Below are 15,618 nucleotides of genomic sequence, written 5' to 3'. Positions count from 1 at the left end.
TGGGGTGATCACGCGATAGCGCCGCTGTTACGGTCGTGCTCGCGATCGAGGGGAAGTGAACGGGATGCCGACGAAGCTCAACCAGATCATCGCGGTCGAGAAGGGCGTGAAGAGCAAGTCCGTCCAGGAGCTGGCGGCGGCGCACCAGTCGACCCAGAAGGCCCCGCTGCTGTCCGGCATCTCGCGGGCCTACCAGCCGAAGGACGAGGACGGCGAGCAGCTGCCCGCCGAGTCCACCCGCGTCCAGGTCACGGTGGAGGGCGTGCTGCGCGACGTGACGCGCTCGCTCACCCGGCTGCTCGACGTCACCGCCACCAAGGACTGGGCCAACTGCGCCGCCCGCGCCGACGTGGCCGTGGACGGCGCGACGCTGGTGCGCGACGTGCCCGTCACCTACCTGCTCTTCCTGGAGAAGCAGCTCACCGACCTGCACGCCTTCCTGCGGAAGCTGCCGATCCTGGACGCGGCCGAGACGTGGACCTTCGACCCGTCCACCGACGTGTGGCGGACCGAGCCCGTCCGCACGGTGAAGACCAGGAAGGTGCCGCGCAACCACGTCAAGGCGGAGGCGACCGAGAAGCACCCGGCCCAGGTCGAGGTCTACTACGAGGACATCGCCGTCGGCCACTGGACGACGGTGAAGTTCTCCGGCGCGCTGCCGGCCCGGCGGGTCAACGAGCTGCTCGACCGCGTCGAGAAGCTGCGGGACGCCGTGAAGTTCGCGCGGGAGGAGGCCAACGGCGCGGAGGTGACCGACCGGCGCGTGGGCGACGCCGTGTTCGGCTACATCTTCGGCTGACCCGGCCGGGCCCCGGTGCGGCCGGGCCCCGGTGCGGCCGGGCCCGGTCCGGGCGCGGCCCGCGGCGACTCGAGCGGCCCGCGACAACTCAATAGGATCCCCCCGCCGCCGCGCGGGGGGTGCGCGAGGAGCGCAAGCTGAAGCTCAAGCCGAAGCTGATCAGGGTGAGCGTTCAGTGCGGGTTCGAATCCCGCCCCCGGCACCCGCGCCGGGGTGGCCCAACCGGTAGAGGCAGCCGCCCGCTCAACCTCAGATTCTCGCTCGAAGCTCAGCATTCACCGCCGATCGCCGGATCGCGCGGACGCGGACGAAACTCCGGATATGCCGGTTCGAATCCGGCTCGCTCCGCTCGTGGGGCGATGGCGTAACGGCAACGCGCCGGAGTCGTTCAGGATGATCCGCGTCCCACTGACGCCGGCGTGCGAAGTGGGCGGTAACCACAGGGGCCCGGGGGATGGCAAAACCCCCGGGCCCCGCTCCCGTGCTCGGCTCAGGTGAGGACCCGCTTGGTGAATGTGCGGGTCGCGGCCCACGTCAGCAGGACCGTCCCGCCGACGATGGCCAGCAGGAACGCCCACGACGGCATGTGCGGGATGTCGGGGGTGAGCGCGCTCCGCAGCCCCTCGCTGACGTAGACGAGCGGGTTGAACAGGCTGAGGATCTGCAGCCAGCGGATGTGGTCCAGCGCCGACCACGGGTAGTACACGCAGCCGAGCATCGTCATCGGCAGCAGCACCATCGCGAACAGGACCTGGACCTTCTGCGGGTTCATCAGCGTGCCGAGCAGGAGGCCGCCGGCGGCCGACAGCAGCGACCCGGCCACCATCACCAGGATCAGCACCGGCCAGTTGTCCACGTGCACGTCGGGCGACTGGCCGTCGGCGTGGATGAGCAGCACCGCGGGGAAGACCAGCAGCCCGCCGATGAGGCCCTGCACCGCCGCCGCGATGATCTTCTGGGCGGCCAGCAGCGGGATCGGCACCGGCGCCAGCGCCCGGTCCGTGATCGACTTCTGCCAGGTCAGCTCCATCATCAGCGGGAAGATCACCGCCATCATCGCCTGCATGATGATGGACGAGCCGACGAGGCCCGGCACGAGGATGGTGGAGAACGACGGCCCGCCCGGCCCGCCCGCCATCGCGCCGCCGCCGAGCTTCGGCAGGACGTAGGCGAACACGAACACGAACATCACCGGCTGCACCAGCACCCGGACGAACGTCGACAGGAAGTTCTTGCGCATGACCCGCGCCTCGCGCGCCATCATCGCGGCGAACGTGCGCGGGACGGTCGCCCGCGCGGGCGGCGGCGGGGCCAGGACGGCGGGAGCGGCTGAGGCGGTCATTCGCGGTATTCCCTTCCGGTGAGGGCGAGGAAGACGGTCTCCAGGCTGGGACGGAGCTGGGTGGCGTCGGTGACGCCGACGCCGGCGGAGGAGCCGATCGTGACGAGCTCGCCGAGGATGCCCTCCGGGTCGGCGGCGAAGACGCGGACCTGGCCGTCGTTCACCTCGACCCTGCTGATGCCCTCCCGGTCGGAGAGCGCCTTGATCTCCTCCGGCGCGGGGGCGTCGTAGGCGACGGTGATGACGGTGTCGGCGCCCGCGCTGGACTTCAGCTGGTCGACGGTGCCGCTGGCGAGGATCCTGCCGTGGTCGACGACCGCGACCCGGTCGCAGAGCGCCTCGGCCTCCTCCATGTAGTGGGTGGTGAGGAGGATCGTCTGCCCCGCCGCCTGGAGGCCGCGCAGCACCTCCCACAGGTTGGTGCGGGTCTGCGGGTCGAGGCCGGCGGTCGGCTCGTCCAGGAACAGCACCTCGGGGCCGTGCATGAGCGCGCGGCAGATCATGACGCGCTTGGCCTGCCCGCCGGAGATCTCGAACGGGTTGCCGCCGCGCTGCTCGGTCAGCCCGAACAGCTCCAGCAGCTCGGTGGCGCGCTTGCGGGCGTCCCGGGCGCTCAGCCCGAAGTACCGGCCGCGGAACTCCAGGTTCTCGGCGACGGTCAGGTCGCTGTCGAGGGTGTTGTTCTGCGAGACGACGCCGATGCGCCGCTTGATCTCGACGGAGTCCCGGACCACGTCCAGACCGGTCACCTGGGCGCTGCCGCCCGTCGGGACGACCAGCGTGGTGAGCATGCCGATGGTGGTGGACTTGCCCGCGCCGTTCGGCCCGAGCAGCCCGAAGAACTCGCCGCGCGGGACGTCCAGGTCGATGCCCCGCACGGCCGGCACCGCGGGACGCGGCCCGGAGGCGGGATAGGTCTTCTCGAGGCCGACCGTGCGTACTGCGGCTTCCGGGGATTCGGTCATGTGCCGTCTCCCTCCGCTTCCTCTTCGTGGGGGTAGTTCTCGAATCGTTCGATCAGGTTGAGCAGGAACCTGCGGACGGCCTCCTCGTCGGCGTCGTCGACGACGTTGTAGAGGCGGCCGAGGTCCCGGCCGATGGGCCGGGACTTCTCGGCGAGCAGCTGCCGGCCCGCGTCGGTGATGCGCAGCATCACCCCGCGCCGGTCGCGGTGGGAGCGCTCGCGCCGCACGTGCCCGTTGCGCTCCAGCGTGTCGACCACCGAGGTGATCGTCGCCGGGGTGACGCGCAGCCGCCTGGCGGCCTCGCCGGGACGCAGGCCGTCCTCGACGATGAGCAGGCGCAGCAGGAAGAACCCGGCCGGGCTGATGCCGTGCTTCTCGATGATGCGCCACACGACGGGGCCCGACATGCGCGAGGCGGCGGCGAACAGCCTGCCGGTCGGCCACTCCTGCATGGGGCCGAAAAGCTCGACGTCGCCGATGCCGAAGTTCTCCATGCGGACGATGTTAGGGCCCTGATCTTTAGCTGGCAAACCTTTAGGCATCTAATTACTCTCGACGTCACGATGTCAACATAGGTTGACATTTGGCAAGTGTCAACCGTGGTTGACATATGCGCGGGCGGCTTCGCTGTGGCGCTCATCTCAATGGGTGGGAACATCGGGGGTCGTTGTTGGATAGCCATCCAGAGTCATGCATACTTTTGCTTGTTGTCTTCGAGAGGGCATGGGGAGATGGGAATCCGGACGGCGGTCGCCGGCGCCAGCGGGTACGCGGGCGGCGAGCTGCTGCGCATCCTGGCGGGACATCCAGAGTTCGAGATCGGCGCGCTGACGGCGGGCTCCAACGCGGGCACCGAACTGGGCGCGCACCAGCCCCACCTGCGATCCCTGGCCGGGCGCGTCCTGGCCGAGACCACCCCCGAGACCCTGGCCGGCCACGACGCGGTGTTCCTGGCGCTGCCGCACGGCCGGTCCGGGCCGCTCGCCGCGCGCCTGGGCGAGGACGTGCTGGTCATCGACTGCGGCGCCGACCACCGGCTCACCGACGCGGCCGCCTGGGAGGCGTACTACGGGACGCCCCACGCGGGCACCTGGCCCTACGGCCTGCCCGAGCTGCCCGGCCACCGGGACGCGCTGCGCGGCGCCCGGCGGATCGCCGTCCCCGGCTGCTACCCGACCGCCGTGTCGCTCGCGCTGGCCCCCGCGTTCGCCGCCGGGCTCGCCGAACCCGACGCCGTCGTGGTCGCCGCGTCCGGCGCCTCGGGCGCGGGACGGGCCCTCAAACCGCACCTGCTCGGCAGCGAGGTCATGGGCTCGGTCTCCGCCTACGCCGTCGGCGGCACGCATAGGCATACGCCGGAGATGGTGCAGAACCTGAGCGCGGCCGCGGGGGAGCCGGTCACGGTCTCCTTCACCCCGACGCTCGCGCCGATGAGCCGCGGCATCCTCGCGACCTGCACGGCCAAGGCCCGCCCCGGCGTCACCGCCGCGACGCTGCGCGCCGCTTACACGGACGCGTACGCCGGCGAGCCGTTCGTCGGCCTGCTGCCCGAGGGCACATGGCCGGCGACGTCCATGACGCTCGGCGCGAACACCGTCCTCCTCCAGACGGCCCTGGACGAGGCGGCGGGCCGCGTCGTCGTGGTCGCCGCCGTCGACAACCTCGCCAAGGGCACCGCGGGCGGCGCCGTCCAGAGCGCCAACATCGCCCTCGGCCTCCCGGAAGAACTCGGGCTCACCACGATCGGAGTGTCCCCTTGAGCGTCACCGCCCCCCGGGGTTTCCGCGCCGCCGGCGTCGTCGCCGGGCTGAAGGACAGCGGGACCCGCGACCTGGCCCTCGTCGTCAACGACGGGCCGTCCCGCGCGGCGGCCGGCGTGTTCACCCGCAACCGGGTGAAGGCCGCGCCCGTGCTGTGGTCGGAGCAGGTCCTCAAGGGCGCCCGCGTCCGCGCGGTCGTGCTGAACGCCGGCGGCGCCAACGCCTGCACCGGCGCGCCCGGCTTCCAGGACACCCACGCCACCGCCGAGAAGGCCGCCGAGCTGCTGGACGCCTCGGCCGGCGAGATCGCCGTCTGCTCGACCGGGCTGATCGGCGAGCGGCTCCCGATGGACCTGCTGCTGCCCGGCGTCGGCAAGGCCGCCGCCGAGCTGTCGCGCGGCGACGGCGGGCTCGCCGCCGCCGACGCGATCCGCACCACCGACACCGTCGCCAAGATCTCCTTCCGGCAGGGCGAGGGCGGCTACATGATCGGCGCGATGGCCAAGGGCGCGGGCATGCTCGCCCCGTCCCTCGCCACCATGCTCTGCGTCGTCACCACCGACGCCGACCTGCCCGCCGAGGCGCTCGACCGGGCGCTGCGCGCGGCGACCGGCGTCACCCTCGACCGGCTCGACTCCGACGGCTGCACGTCGACGAACGACACCGTCCTGCTGCTGGCGTCCGGCGCGGCCGGGACCGTCCCGGACGAGGAGGAGTTCACCGCGCTGCTCACCGAGGTGTGCGCCGACCTCACCCGGCAGCTGCTCGTGGACGCCGAGGGCGCGTCCAAGGCCATCGCGATCGAGGTCGTCGGCGCCGCGTCCGAGGACGACGCGGTCACCGTCGGGCGGTCCATCGCCCGCAACAACCTGCTCAAGTGCGCGATCCACGGCGAGGACCCGAACTGGGGCCGGGTGCTGTCGGCGGTCGGCACCACCGACGCGGTCTTCGAGCCCGACGACCTCAACGTCGCGATCAACGGCGTGTGGGTGTGCCGGAGCGGCTCGTTCGGCGACGACCGCGACAAGGTGGACCTGCGGCCCCGCGACGTGACGATCACCGTCGACCTGTCGGCGGGCCCGCACAGCGCCACCGTCTGGACGACCGACCTCACCGCCGACTACGTCCACGAGAACTCGGCGTACTCGACATGAGCGCGATCACCAGCGGCGCGGAGATCCGCGGCAACCGGGCCGGCGTGCTGCCGAAGGCCGAGACGCTCATCAAGGCGCTGCCGTGGCTGGAGCGGTTCCACGGCACGACCGTCGTGATCAAGTACGGCGGGCACGCGATGACGGACGAGGCACTGCGGCACTCGTTCGCCGAGGACGTCGTGTTCCTGCGCTACGCCGGGCTGAAGCCGGTGATCGTGCACGGCGGCGGCCCGCAGATCAACGCGGCGCTCGCCCGCAACGGCATCGACTCGACGTTCACCGCCGGGCTGCGCGTCACCACGCCGGAGGCCATGGAGGTCGTCCGGATGGTGCTGACCGGGCAGGTGCAGCGCGACGTGGTCGGCCTCATCAACCGGCACGGGCCGTTCGCGCTCGGCATGTCCGGCGAGGACGCGAACCTGTTCACCGCCGAGCGCAAGCGCGCGGTCGTGGACGGCGAGCCGGTCGACCTCGGCCAGGTCGGCGAGATCGTCGAGGTGCAGGTCGGCGCCGTCCGGGCGCTGCTGGACGACGGCCGCGTCCCGGTGATCTCCAGCATCGCGCGCGGCGACGACGGCCAGGTCTACAACGTCAACGCCGACACGGCGGCCGCGGCGCTCGCCGTCGCGCTGGACGCGGCGAAGCTCGTCGTCCTCACCGACGTCGACGGCCTCTACGCCGACTGGCCCGGCAGCGACGACGTGATCGACAGCCTCACCACCAACGAGCTGGCCGCGCTGCTGCCGGGCCTGTCGGCGGGGATGGCGCCGAAGATGGAGGCGTGCCTGGCGGCCGTGCGCGGCGGCGTCCCGCAGGCCCACGTGCTGGACGGCCGCGTCCCGCACTCGCTGCTGCTGGAGATCTTCACCGACGAAGGGATCGGAACGATGGTGCTGCCCAGCCTCCCGGGCGCCCCGGCGGAGGTGGCCCCGTGAGCGGCCCCGTGAGCGGCCCCGTGAACGGCCCCGTGAACGGCCCCGTGAACGACCTCGGGAGCCGGTTCGAGGCCGCGTTCATGCCCAACTACGGCGTCCCGCCGCTGGCGCTGGCGCGCGGCGAGGGCTGCCGGGTCTGGGACACGGGCGGCCGCGAGTACCTCGACCTGATCGCCGGGATCGCGGTCAGCTCGCTCGGGCACGGCCACCCGGCCCTCGTGGAGGCGGTGTCGTCGCAGGTCGCGACGCTGGCGCACACGTCCAACCTGTTCCTGCACGAGCCCGAGGTGCTGCTCGCCGAGCGGCTCCGCGCGCTGCTCGGCGGCGACGGCAGGGTGTTCCTCGGCAACAGCGGCACCGAGGCCAACGAGTGCGCGCTGAAACTCGCCATCAAGTACGGCAAGCAGAACGGCCGGTCGTACTTCGTCGCGGCGGAGAACGGGTTCCACGGCCGGAGCATGGGGGCGCTGTCCCTCACCGGCAAGGCGTCGATCAGGGAGCCGTTCGGGCCGTTCGCCATCGACGTCCGCTTCGTTCCGTACGGGGATGCGGACGCGCTGAAGGCCGCCGTGGACGAGGACTGCGCGGCCGTCTTCCTGGAGCCGGCGCAGGGCGAGGCGGGCGTCGTCCCGCCGCCGGACGGGTACTTCAAGGCCGCCCGCGAGATCTGCGACGCGACGGGCGCGCTGTTCGTCGCCGACGAGATCCAGTCCGCGATCGGCCGCACCGGCACCTGGTTCGCGTTCGAGCACGAGAACGCCAGGCCGGACGTCATCACCCTCGCCAAGGGCCTCGGCGGGGGACTGCCGATCGGCGCGTGCGTCGCGTTCGGCCCGCACGGCGGCCTGTTCGCCAAGGGCGACCACGGCAGCACCTTCGGCGGGAACCCCGTGGGCGCCGCCGCCGCCCTCGCCGTCCTCGGCACCATCGAGAAGGACGGCCTCCTCGCCAACGCCGTCACCGTGGGGGAGGCCCTGGCCGCCGGGCTCGACGCCGTCGACCATCCGCTGCTCGCGGGCGTGCGGGGCCGCGGCCTGTGGCGGGCCGCCGTCCTCACCGGGCCGCACGCGCCCGCCGCGGAGGCCGCCGCCCGCGAGGCCGGCTTCCTGGTCAACGCGGTCCAGCCGGACGCGCTGCGGATCGCGCCGCCGCTCGTCCTCACCGCCGACCAGGCGCGGTCGTTCACGGGCGCGCTCCCCGCGATCCTCGACGCCGCCTCCCCGGCCCAGGAGGGATGACCATGACCAGGCACTTCCTCCGGGACGACGACCTGACCCCCGCCGAGCAGGCCGAGGTGCTCGACCTCGCCGCGAAGGTCAAGAAGGACCGCTTCGGCCACCGGCCCCTGGAGGGCCCGCGGTCGGTCGCCGTGCTGTTCGACAAGCCGTCCACGCGGACCCGGCTGTCCTTCGCCGCGGGCATCGCCGAACTCGGCGGCAACGCCCTCGTGATGGACGCGGGAACGAGCCAGCTCGGCCGCGGCGAGACGATCGCCGACACCGCCCGCGTCCTCGAACGGCAGGTCGGCGCCATCGTGTGGCGGACCGCCGGGCAGGAGCGCATCGACGAGATGGCCGCCGGCACCGCCGTCCCCGTCGTCAACGCCCTCACCGACGAGTTCCACCCCTGCCAGGTCCTCGCCGACCTGCAGACCGTCCGGGAGGCCAAGGGCGGCCTCGCCGGCGCCGCCCTCGCCTACTTCGGCGACGGCGCCAACAACATGGCGCACTCCTACCTGCTCGGCTGCGCCACCGCCGGGATGCACGTCCGCGTCGGCGCGCCCGCGTCCCTCCCGCCCGACCCGGCCGTCGTGGCCCGCGCCACCGAGATCGCCGCCGCGACCGGCGGGTCCGTGACCGTCACCGACGACGCCGCGGAGGCCGCCGCCGGCGCCGACGTCCTCGCCACCGACACCTGGGTGTCGATGGGCCAGGACGGCAAGGACACCTCGCTCTACGAGCCCTACGCCGTCGACGAGGAACTGCTCGCCCTCGCCGACCCGGCCGCGATCGTCCTGCACTGCCTGCCCGCCTACCGCGGCAAGGAGATCGCCGCGTCCGTCCTGGACGGGCCGCGGAGCCGCGTCTGGGACGAGGCGGAGAACCGGCTGCACGCCCAGAAGGCCCTGCTCGTCTGGCTTCTGGAGCGCTCCCGGTGACGACCCCCCTGACCAAGGCCGCCCGGCACGCCCGGGTGATCGAGCTGCTGACCCGCAATCCCGTCCACTCGCAGGGCGAGCTCGCCAAGCTCCTCGGCGACGAGGGGGTCGAGGTCACCCAGGCCACGCTGTCGCGCGACCTGGTCGAGATCGGCGCGGTGAAGCTGCGCGCCGACGACGGCAGCCTGATCTACGCCGTCCCCGGAGAGGGCGGCGAGCGGATCCGGCGGGCCCGCACCGGGGCCGCCGAGACCTTCACCGGACGGCTCTCCCGGCTCGCCGCGGAGCTGCTCGTCTCGGCCGAGGCGTCGGCCAACCTGGTCATGGTGCGGACCCCGCCCGGGGCCGCGCAGTACCTGGCCTCGGCGATCGACCACGCCGAGTGGCCGACGATCCTCGGGACCGTCGCGGGCGACGACTCGATCCTCGTCATCGCCCGCGACCCCCACGGCGGGGAGGACGTCGCGCAAGCGCTCCTCAGGCTGACCGGCGGGCGCGAACGACGAAGTTAGGGGCCGTCCGCGGCCCCCATCCCAGCCTTCCGAATCCGAACACTTCGCACAGGAGACAATGACCATGAGCGAGCGCGTCGTACTCGCGTACTCCGGGGGCCTGGACACCTCCGTCGCCATCCCGTACCTCGCCGAGCAGACCGGCGGCGAGGTCATCGCCGTCGCCGTCGACGTCGGCCAGGGCGGCGAGGACCTCGACAACATCCGCAAGCGGGCCCTCGCCTGCGGCGCCGCCGAGGCCGTCGTCGTGGACGCCAGGGAGGAGTTCGCCGCGGACTTCTGCGTCCCGGCGATGCAGGCCAACGCCCTCTACATGGACCGCTACCCGCTGGTGTCGGCGCTGTCCCGGCCGCTGATCGTCAAGCACCTGGTGTCGGCCGCGAAGCAGTTCGGCGGCACCACCGTCTCGCACGGCTGCACCGGCAAGGGCAACGACCAGGTCCGCTTCGAGGCCGGCCTGTCCGCCCTCGACCCCGATCTCAAGGTCATCGCGCCCGCCCGCGACTTCGCCTGGACGCGGGACAAGGCCATCGCGTTCGCCGAGGAGAAGGGGCTGCCGATCGACGTGTCGGCCAAGTCGCCGTACTCCATCGACCAGAACCTGTGGGGCCGGGCCGTCGAGACCGGGTTCCTGGAGGACATCTGGAACGGGCCCATCGAGGACGTCTACGACTACACCGCCGACCCCGCCGAGCCGCGCGAGGCCGACGAGGTCGTCATCACGTTCGCGGCCGGCGTGCCCGTCGCGCTGGACGGCCGCCCGCTCACGCCGTACCAGGTCATCGCCGAGCTGAACCGGCGCGCCGGCGCCCAGGGCGTCGGGCGCATCGACATGGTCGAGGACCGGCTCGTCGGCATCAAGAGCCGCGAGGTCTACGAGGCCCCGGCCGCGATGGCGCTGATGGCCGCGCACATGGAGCTGGAGAACGTCACCGTCGAGCGCGACCTCGCCCGCTTCAAGCGGTCCGTCGACCAGCGGTGGGGCGAGCTGGTGTACGACGGCCTGTGGTTCTCGCCGCTGAAGGAGTCCCTGGACGCGTTCATCGCCGACGCGCAGAAGCACGTGTCCGGCGACGTCCGGATGACGCTGCACGGCGGCCGCGCCGTCGTGACCGGCCGGCGCAGCGACGCGTCCCTCTACAGCTACGACCTCGCCACCTACGACACCGGCGACACCTTCGACCAGAGCCTCGCCAAGGGCTTCGTCGAGCTGTGGAGCCTGCCCAGCAAGATCTCCGCCAAGCGGGACCGCGACACGAACGCCTGACGGACCGCACGCCACGGGGGTCCAGCCGAGCGCAGGCCGCGGACGGTTTCGCCGTACCCTGTGGCGGACGTGCCATTTCGCGCGGGGACGCCGGTCACGGTGTCCCCGCGCGGTGGCACGGCACGGAGACGACAAAACGATCAGCGGTGGGAAGAAGAGGATTTTCGTGACGAAGGCACCGACGCGGCTGTGGGGCGGCCGGTTCGAAGGCGGCCCGTCGGACGCGCTCGCGCGGCTCTCGGTGAGCGTCCAGTTCGACTGGCGTCTCGCCCCCTACGACCTGATGGGCTCGCGCGCGCACGCCCGCGTCCTCAACCGGGCGGGGCTGCTCACCGACGACGAGCTGGAACGCATGATCGGTGCCCTGGACGGCCTGGAGGAGGCGTGCCGGTCCGGCGAGTTCCGGCCCACCGTCGCCGACGAGGACGTCCACACCGCCCTGGAACGCGGCCTGCTGGAGCGGCTCGGCGCCCTCGGCGGCAAGCTGCGCGCCGGCCGCAGCCGCAACGACCAGGTCGCCACCGACCTGCGCCTCTACCTGCGCGACCACGCCCGGCAGATCGTGTCCCGGCTGGTCGAGCTGGAGACCGCGCTGATCGCGCAGGCCGAGCACAACCTCGGCGTCGCCGCGCCCGGCATGACCCACCTGCAGCACGCGCAGCCCGTGCTGTTCTCCCACCAGCTCCTCGCGCACGTCCAGCCGCTGACCCGCGACATCGCGCGGCTGCGCGACTGGGACAAGCGCGCGGCGATCTCCCCGCTCGGCTCCGGCGCCCTCGCCGGCTCGTCCCTGCCGCTGGACCCGCAGGCCACCGCCGCCGAACTCGGCTTCGACGCCGCCGCGCCCAACTCGATGGACGCCGTCGCCGACCGCGACTTCGTCGCCGAGTTCCTCTTCGCCGCCGCGCTGGCCGGCGTGCACCTGTCGCGCCTCGGCGAGGAGATCTGCCTCTGGGCGTCGCAGGAGTTCCGCTGGATCGAGATGGACGACACCTACGCCACCGGGTCGTCGATCATGCCGCAGAAGAAGAACCCCGACGTCGCGGAGCTGGCGCGCGGCAAGGCGGGGCGCCTCATCGGCCACCTCGTCGCCCTGCTGACCACCCTCAAGGGCCTGCCGCTCACCTACAACCGCGACCTTCAGGAGGACAAGGAGGGCGCGTTCGACGCCGTCGAGACGCTGCTGCTCGTCCTCCCGGCCATGTCCGGCCTCATCGCGACGATGCGCGTCAACACCGAGCGGCTGGAGGCCCTCGCCCCGGACGGGTTCGCCCTCGCCACCGACCTCGCCGAACTCCTCGTCCGGCGCGGCACGGCGTTCCGCGACGCGCACGAGGTCGTCGGCCACCTCGTCGTGTGGTGCCAGGTCAACGACAAGGGCTTCGACGACCTCACCGACGAGGAGCTCGCCAAGGTGTCGCCGCACCTGACGCCCGACGTCCGCGAGGTGCTGAACGTCCAGGGCGCCCTCGCGTCGCGCAAGGCGTACGGCGGGACGGCCCCCGACCGCGTCCGCGAGCAGATCACCGCGCTGCGCTCCCAGGTCAACGAGCACGCCGCCTGGGCGTCGGGCTCCGACGCCTGACGCCCGCAGAGAAGGCTGCGCGACCGCCGGGGCGCCCCGTAGGCTGGCGTCCCCGGCGTACCACCCCTAGGACACGGTGAGGCGATGGACGGAGCATTGCTGCCACGGCATTTCTTCGACCGCCCGGTCGACGAGGTCGCTCCCTCACTGCTGGGCCACGTGATCGCCCACCGCACCCCGGACGGCGAGGTGGCCGCGCGGCTCACGGAGGTGGAGGCGTACGCGGGCCCGCTGGACCCGGCCTCCCACGCCTTCCGGGGGCGGACGCAGCGCAACGCGGTGATGTTCGGGCCGCCCGGGCACGTCTACGTGTACTTCACCTACGGCATGCACTTCTGCATGAACCTGGTCTGCGGACCGGACGGGGAGTCCATGGCGGTGCTGCTCCGCGCGGGCGAGATCATCGACGGCGAGGACGTCGCCCGGGAGCGCCGTCCCCGCTCGACCGTCCGCGACCTCGCCCGCGGCCCGGCCAGGCTCTGCCAGGCCCTCGGCATCGCGCGGGAGCAGAACGGCCTGGACGTGTGCACGCCCGGCGGGGAGATGACCATCGTCCAAGGCGAGGGCGCGGACCCCGCGCTGATCCGCAGCGGACCGCGGACCGGCGTGAACGGCGCCAAGGAGGTCCCATGGCGATTCTGGATCGAGGGCGACCCGAGCGTCTCCCCGTACCGGCCGCACGTGCCGAGGCGGCGGCGAGGGAGGGTCGGCGCGAATGACTGACTCCGCACCGCCGGTCGCATCCGCGCCGCCGCCGCCGACGCCGTCGGCGAAACCCCCGGCCCGGCGGCTGAGGAAGGCGTTCCGGAACGTGCTCGTGGCGCTCCTGGTCGTCGCCGCGGCCTTCGTCGCCGTCGACCGCGTCGCCGACAAGGACGTCACGGTCAGCAGGGTCGAGCAGCCGAAGTCGGCGGAGGACGAGGCAGGAGCCCAGTACGTCGGGCTGATCCGGACGACGAGCCGGGTGTTCGGCCGGTACAAGGGGCATTACCTCTACATCGGCGACGACCCGGGCCTGTCCTATGGCCATTTCGAGCACGTGGAGCTGAACACCGGGGTCCGCCTCCGGATCGAGACCGTGAAGTGGGAGGCGGACGGCGTCCGGGTGGCGTTCAACTCGGGACACGAGCTGTTCGTCCCGGTGCGCTACCGCGAGGGCCGTTGAATATCGTTGGCGTGACACGTGCCCGCCCGTGCAGGCTGGGGGCGGACGGAATGCAAGCCGGAGACGAGGGAGACCGTGACCGACATCCTGGATGATCTCGCGTGGCGCGGCCTGGTCGCGCAGTCCACCGACCTGGACGAACTGCGGGCCCTGCTCGCCGCGGGACCGGTCACCCTCTATTGCGGCTTCGACCCGACGGCGCCCTCGCTGCACCTCGGCAACCTCATCCAGATCCTCACGCTGCGCCGCTTCCAGAAGGCGGGCCACCGGCCCATCGGCCTCGTCGGCGGCGCAACCGGCCTGATCGGCGACCCGAGCGGCAAGAGCGCCGAACGCGTCCTGAACTCCGAGGAGACCGTCGCGGGCTGGGTCGAGCGGGTCCGCGGCCAGGTGTCGAGGTTCCTCGACTTCGACGACGGGCCGACCGGCGCCACCATGGTCAGCAACCTCGACTGGACGGGCCCCATGTCCGCGATCGAGTTCCTGCGCGACATCGGCAAGCACTTCCCGGTCAACCGGATGCTCGCCCGGGAGACGGTGAAGGCCCGGCTCGACTCGACGGGCATGAGCTACACCGAGTTCAGCTACGTCCTGCTCCAGTCGATGGACTTCCTGGAGCTGTACCGCCGGCACGGCTGCCTGCTGCAGACGGGCGGCAGCGACCAGTGGGGCAACCTCACCGCGGGAGTCGACCTGATCCGCCGCGTCGAGGGCGGCAGCGCGCACGCGCTGACCACGCCGCTGCTCACCAAGGCCGACGGCTCCAAGTTCGGCAAGACCGCGGGCGGCGAGACGTACTGGCTCGACCCCGAGCTGACCTCGCCGTACGCGTTCTACCAGTTCTGGATCAACGCCGACGACCGGGACGTGGAGCAGTTCCTGAAGTTCTTCAGCCTCCGCCCCCGGGAGGAGATCGAGGAACTGGTCAAGCAGGGCGCCGACCGTCCGGCGGCCCGCGCCCCGCAGCGGGCGCTCGCCGAGGAGATGACCACGCTCGTGCACGGCGCGGACGAGACGGCCCGCGTGGTCGCCGCCTCCCGCGCCCTGTTCGGGCAGGGCTCCCTGGAGGAGCTGGACGAGCGGACGCTGAGGGCCGCGCTGGCCGAGGTGCCCCGCGCCGAGGTGCCGTCCGGCGACCTGCCGGCCGTGGTGGACCTGCTGGCGGCGTCCGGTCTGTGCAAGAGCAAGTCGGAGGCGCGCCGCGCCATCGCGCAGGGCGGCGCCTACCTCAACAACGCCAAGGTCGACTCCGAGGACGCCGTGCCGGCGGCCGCCGACCTCCTCCACGGCCGCTACCTCGTCCTGCGACGCGGCAAGCGGAACGTCGGCGGCGTCGAGGTGACCGCTCCCTGAACCGCTCCGTCACCGCCCGCCCGGCCGTCTGCCGGGCGGGCGGTCGTCATGCTGCGGCCAAACTTCGGTAGATACACGTCACAGTGCGGTTACGAGGGACCCGTTCGAGGCATGATGGAGGTCCGGAAAACAGCATGTGACCTGGGGTTTCACCCCTGGACACGGTCGATTTGACGCCCCTGGCGGGTGGATCTAGTGTTCTACTCGCCCCCAGGGGAGCGGGACGCCGAACAGGCGGCCGGCCCCGAAGGGGAACCTCTGCAGACCATCTCGATGGCGAGCCGTCTTGTCTCCATCAATTGGGACGCAGAGGCCGAACGGCCCCAGAGTTGGACAAACGGGGCGGATCGGGTAGGCTTGAAGGGTTGCCCCGGAGCCGGGTCTGCGAGAGCGGGGTTCGGCGCGGTGGGTGTCCGTTTCTTGAGAACTCAACAGCGTGTTAAAAGCCAGTGCCTTTATCGGCTCGGTCTTCTTTTTGGGGGCCGGGTCGCCCCGTGATCATCTTCGGATGGTCGGGGATTTCTTTGAGGCAATGCACGGCCCTCTTTTGTGGGGGTGCGTGTTTGCTGGGATTTTCTTCGAGGTTTGGCCGGCTGGGGTTCGCCCCTTGGTTGGTCGTTTGG

The 15,618-nt window shown here is 72.1% G+C and carries 15 protein-coding genes; 12 read left to right on the top strand and 3 right to left on the bottom strand.

Features of this window, described 5'->3' with window-relative positions; all coding sequences use genetic code 11:
• Window positions 1–64: 64 nt before the first annotated feature.
• A complete protein-coding gene (locus ACA511_RS40355) occupies window positions 65–799 on the top strand; it encodes a hypothetical protein (protein WP_375030043.1) in 735 nt (244 codons plus the stop codon).
• 490 nt (window positions 800–1,289) lie between these two features.
• Here the strand turns inward: ACA511_RS40355 and ACA511_RS40350 are convergent, their stop codons facing one another.
• The 3 genes from ACA511_RS40350 to ACA511_RS40340 are packed head-to-tail and all read right to left on the bottom strand — an operon-like array spanning window position 1,290 to window position 3,600.
• Window positions 1,290–2,141 carry an ABC transporter permease gene (locus ACA511_RS40350; protein ID WP_375030042.1) on the bottom strand — a complete coding sequence of 284 codons (852 nt, stop codon included), beginning with the start codon at window positions 2,139–2,141 and terminating at the stop codon, window positions 1,290–1,292.
• Window positions 2,138–3,106 carry an ATP-binding cassette domain-containing protein gene (locus tag ACA511_RS40345; RefSeq protein ID WP_375030041.1) on the bottom strand — a complete coding sequence of 323 codons (969 nt, stop codon included), beginning with the start codon at window positions 3,104–3,106 and terminating at the stop codon, window positions 2,138–2,140. The genes ACA511_RS40350 and ACA511_RS40345 overlap by 4 nt, the downstream gene beginning before the upstream one ends.
• On the bottom strand, window positions 3,103–3,600 hold the full coding sequence (locus ACA511_RS40340) for a MarR family winged helix-turn-helix transcriptional regulator (protein WP_375030040.1): 498 nt from the start codon (window positions 3,598–3,600) through the stop codon (window positions 3,103–3,105). The genes ACA511_RS40345 and ACA511_RS40340 overlap by 4 nt, the downstream gene beginning before the upstream one ends.
• Before the next feature lie 237 nt (window positions 3,601–3,837).
• Here ACA511_RS40340 and argC point away from each other — a divergent pair, with 237 nt between their 5' ends.
• From argC to tyrS, 11 genes are all read left to right on the top strand, one after another.
• On the top strand, window positions 3,838–4,866 hold the full coding sequence (argC, locus tag ACA511_RS40335) for an N-acetyl-gamma-glutamyl-phosphate reductase (protein ID WP_375030039.1): 1,029 nt from the start codon (window positions 3,838–3,840) through the stop codon (window positions 4,864–4,866).
• A complete protein-coding gene (gene argJ / locus ACA511_RS40330; protein WP_375030038.1) occupies window positions 4,863–6,020 on the top strand; it encodes a bifunctional glutamate N-acetyltransferase/amino-acid acetyltransferase ArgJ in 1,158 nt (385 codons plus the stop codon). Before argC ends, argJ begins: the two co-directional genes overlap by 4 nt.
• Entirely contained in the window at window positions 6,017–6,955 is a 939-nt protein-coding gene (gene argB, locus ACA511_RS40325; protein WP_375030037.1) for an acetylglutamate kinase, read from the top strand. Before argJ ends, argB begins: the two co-directional genes overlap by 4 nt.
• The gene (locus ACA511_RS40320) at window positions 6,952–8,193 is read left to right on the top strand and encodes an acetylornithine transaminase (protein WP_375030036.1); all 1,242 of its coding nucleotides are present in this window, start codon (window positions 6,952–6,954) and stop codon (window positions 8,191–8,193) included. Before argB ends, ACA511_RS40320 begins: the two co-directional genes overlap by 4 nt.
• A gap of 2 nt (window positions 8,194–8,195) precedes the next feature.
• Complete coding sequence (gene argF, locus ACA511_RS40315; protein ID WP_375030035.1) at window positions 8,196–9,113, top strand: ornithine carbamoyltransferase; 918 nt, start codon at window positions 8,196–8,198, stop codon at window positions 9,111–9,113.
• Window positions 9,110–9,625, top strand: a complete 516-nt coding sequence (locus ACA511_RS40310; RefSeq protein ID WP_375030034.1) for an arginine repressor — start codon at window positions 9,110–9,112, stop codon at window positions 9,623–9,625. Before argF ends, ACA511_RS40310 begins: the two co-directional genes overlap by 4 nt.
• Before the next feature lie 64 nt (window positions 9,626–9,689).
• Window positions 9,690–10,892, top strand: coding sequence for an argininosuccinate synthase (locus ACA511_RS40305; protein ID WP_375030033.1), 1,203 nt, complete (start codon window positions 9,690–9,692; stop codon window positions 10,890–10,892).
• 166 nt (window positions 10,893–11,058) lie between these two features.
• Window positions 11,059–12,477: an argininosuccinate lyase gene (gene argH / locus ACA511_RS40300; protein WP_375030032.1), complete on the top strand. Its 1,419-nt coding sequence runs from the start codon at window positions 11,059–11,061 to the stop codon at window positions 12,475–12,477.
• Window positions 12,478–12,561: 84 nt separating this feature from the next.
• The gene (locus tag ACA511_RS40295; RefSeq protein WP_375030031.1) at window positions 12,562–13,200 is read left to right on the top strand and encodes a DNA-3-methyladenine glycosylase; all 639 of its coding nucleotides are present in this window, start codon (window positions 12,562–12,564) and stop codon (window positions 13,198–13,200) included.
• Window positions 13,193–13,642: a hypothetical protein gene (locus tag ACA511_RS40290; RefSeq protein ID WP_375030030.1), complete on the top strand. Its 450-nt coding sequence runs from the start codon at window positions 13,193–13,195 to the stop codon at window positions 13,640–13,642. The genes ACA511_RS40295 and ACA511_RS40290 overlap by 8 nt, the downstream gene beginning before the upstream one ends.
• A 75-nt stretch (window positions 13,643–13,717) precedes the next feature.
• Window positions 13,718–14,995 (top strand): tyrosine--tRNA ligase, encoded by a 1,278-nt coding sequence (tyrS, locus tag ACA511_RS40285; RefSeq protein ID WP_375030029.1) that lies wholly within the window; start codon window positions 13,718–13,720, stop codon window positions 14,993–14,995.
• The last annotated feature ends 623 nt before the right edge of the window (window positions 14,996–15,618 follow it).

It is taken from the genome of Actinomadura sp. GTD37 (assembly GCF_041951365.1).
Lineage (GTDB): Bacteria > Actinomycetota > Actinomycetes > Streptosporangiales > Streptosporangiaceae > Spirillospora.
Note: the sequence above shows the minus strand (reverse complement) of the source record. Positions and strands in the feature narration are given on the sequence as shown.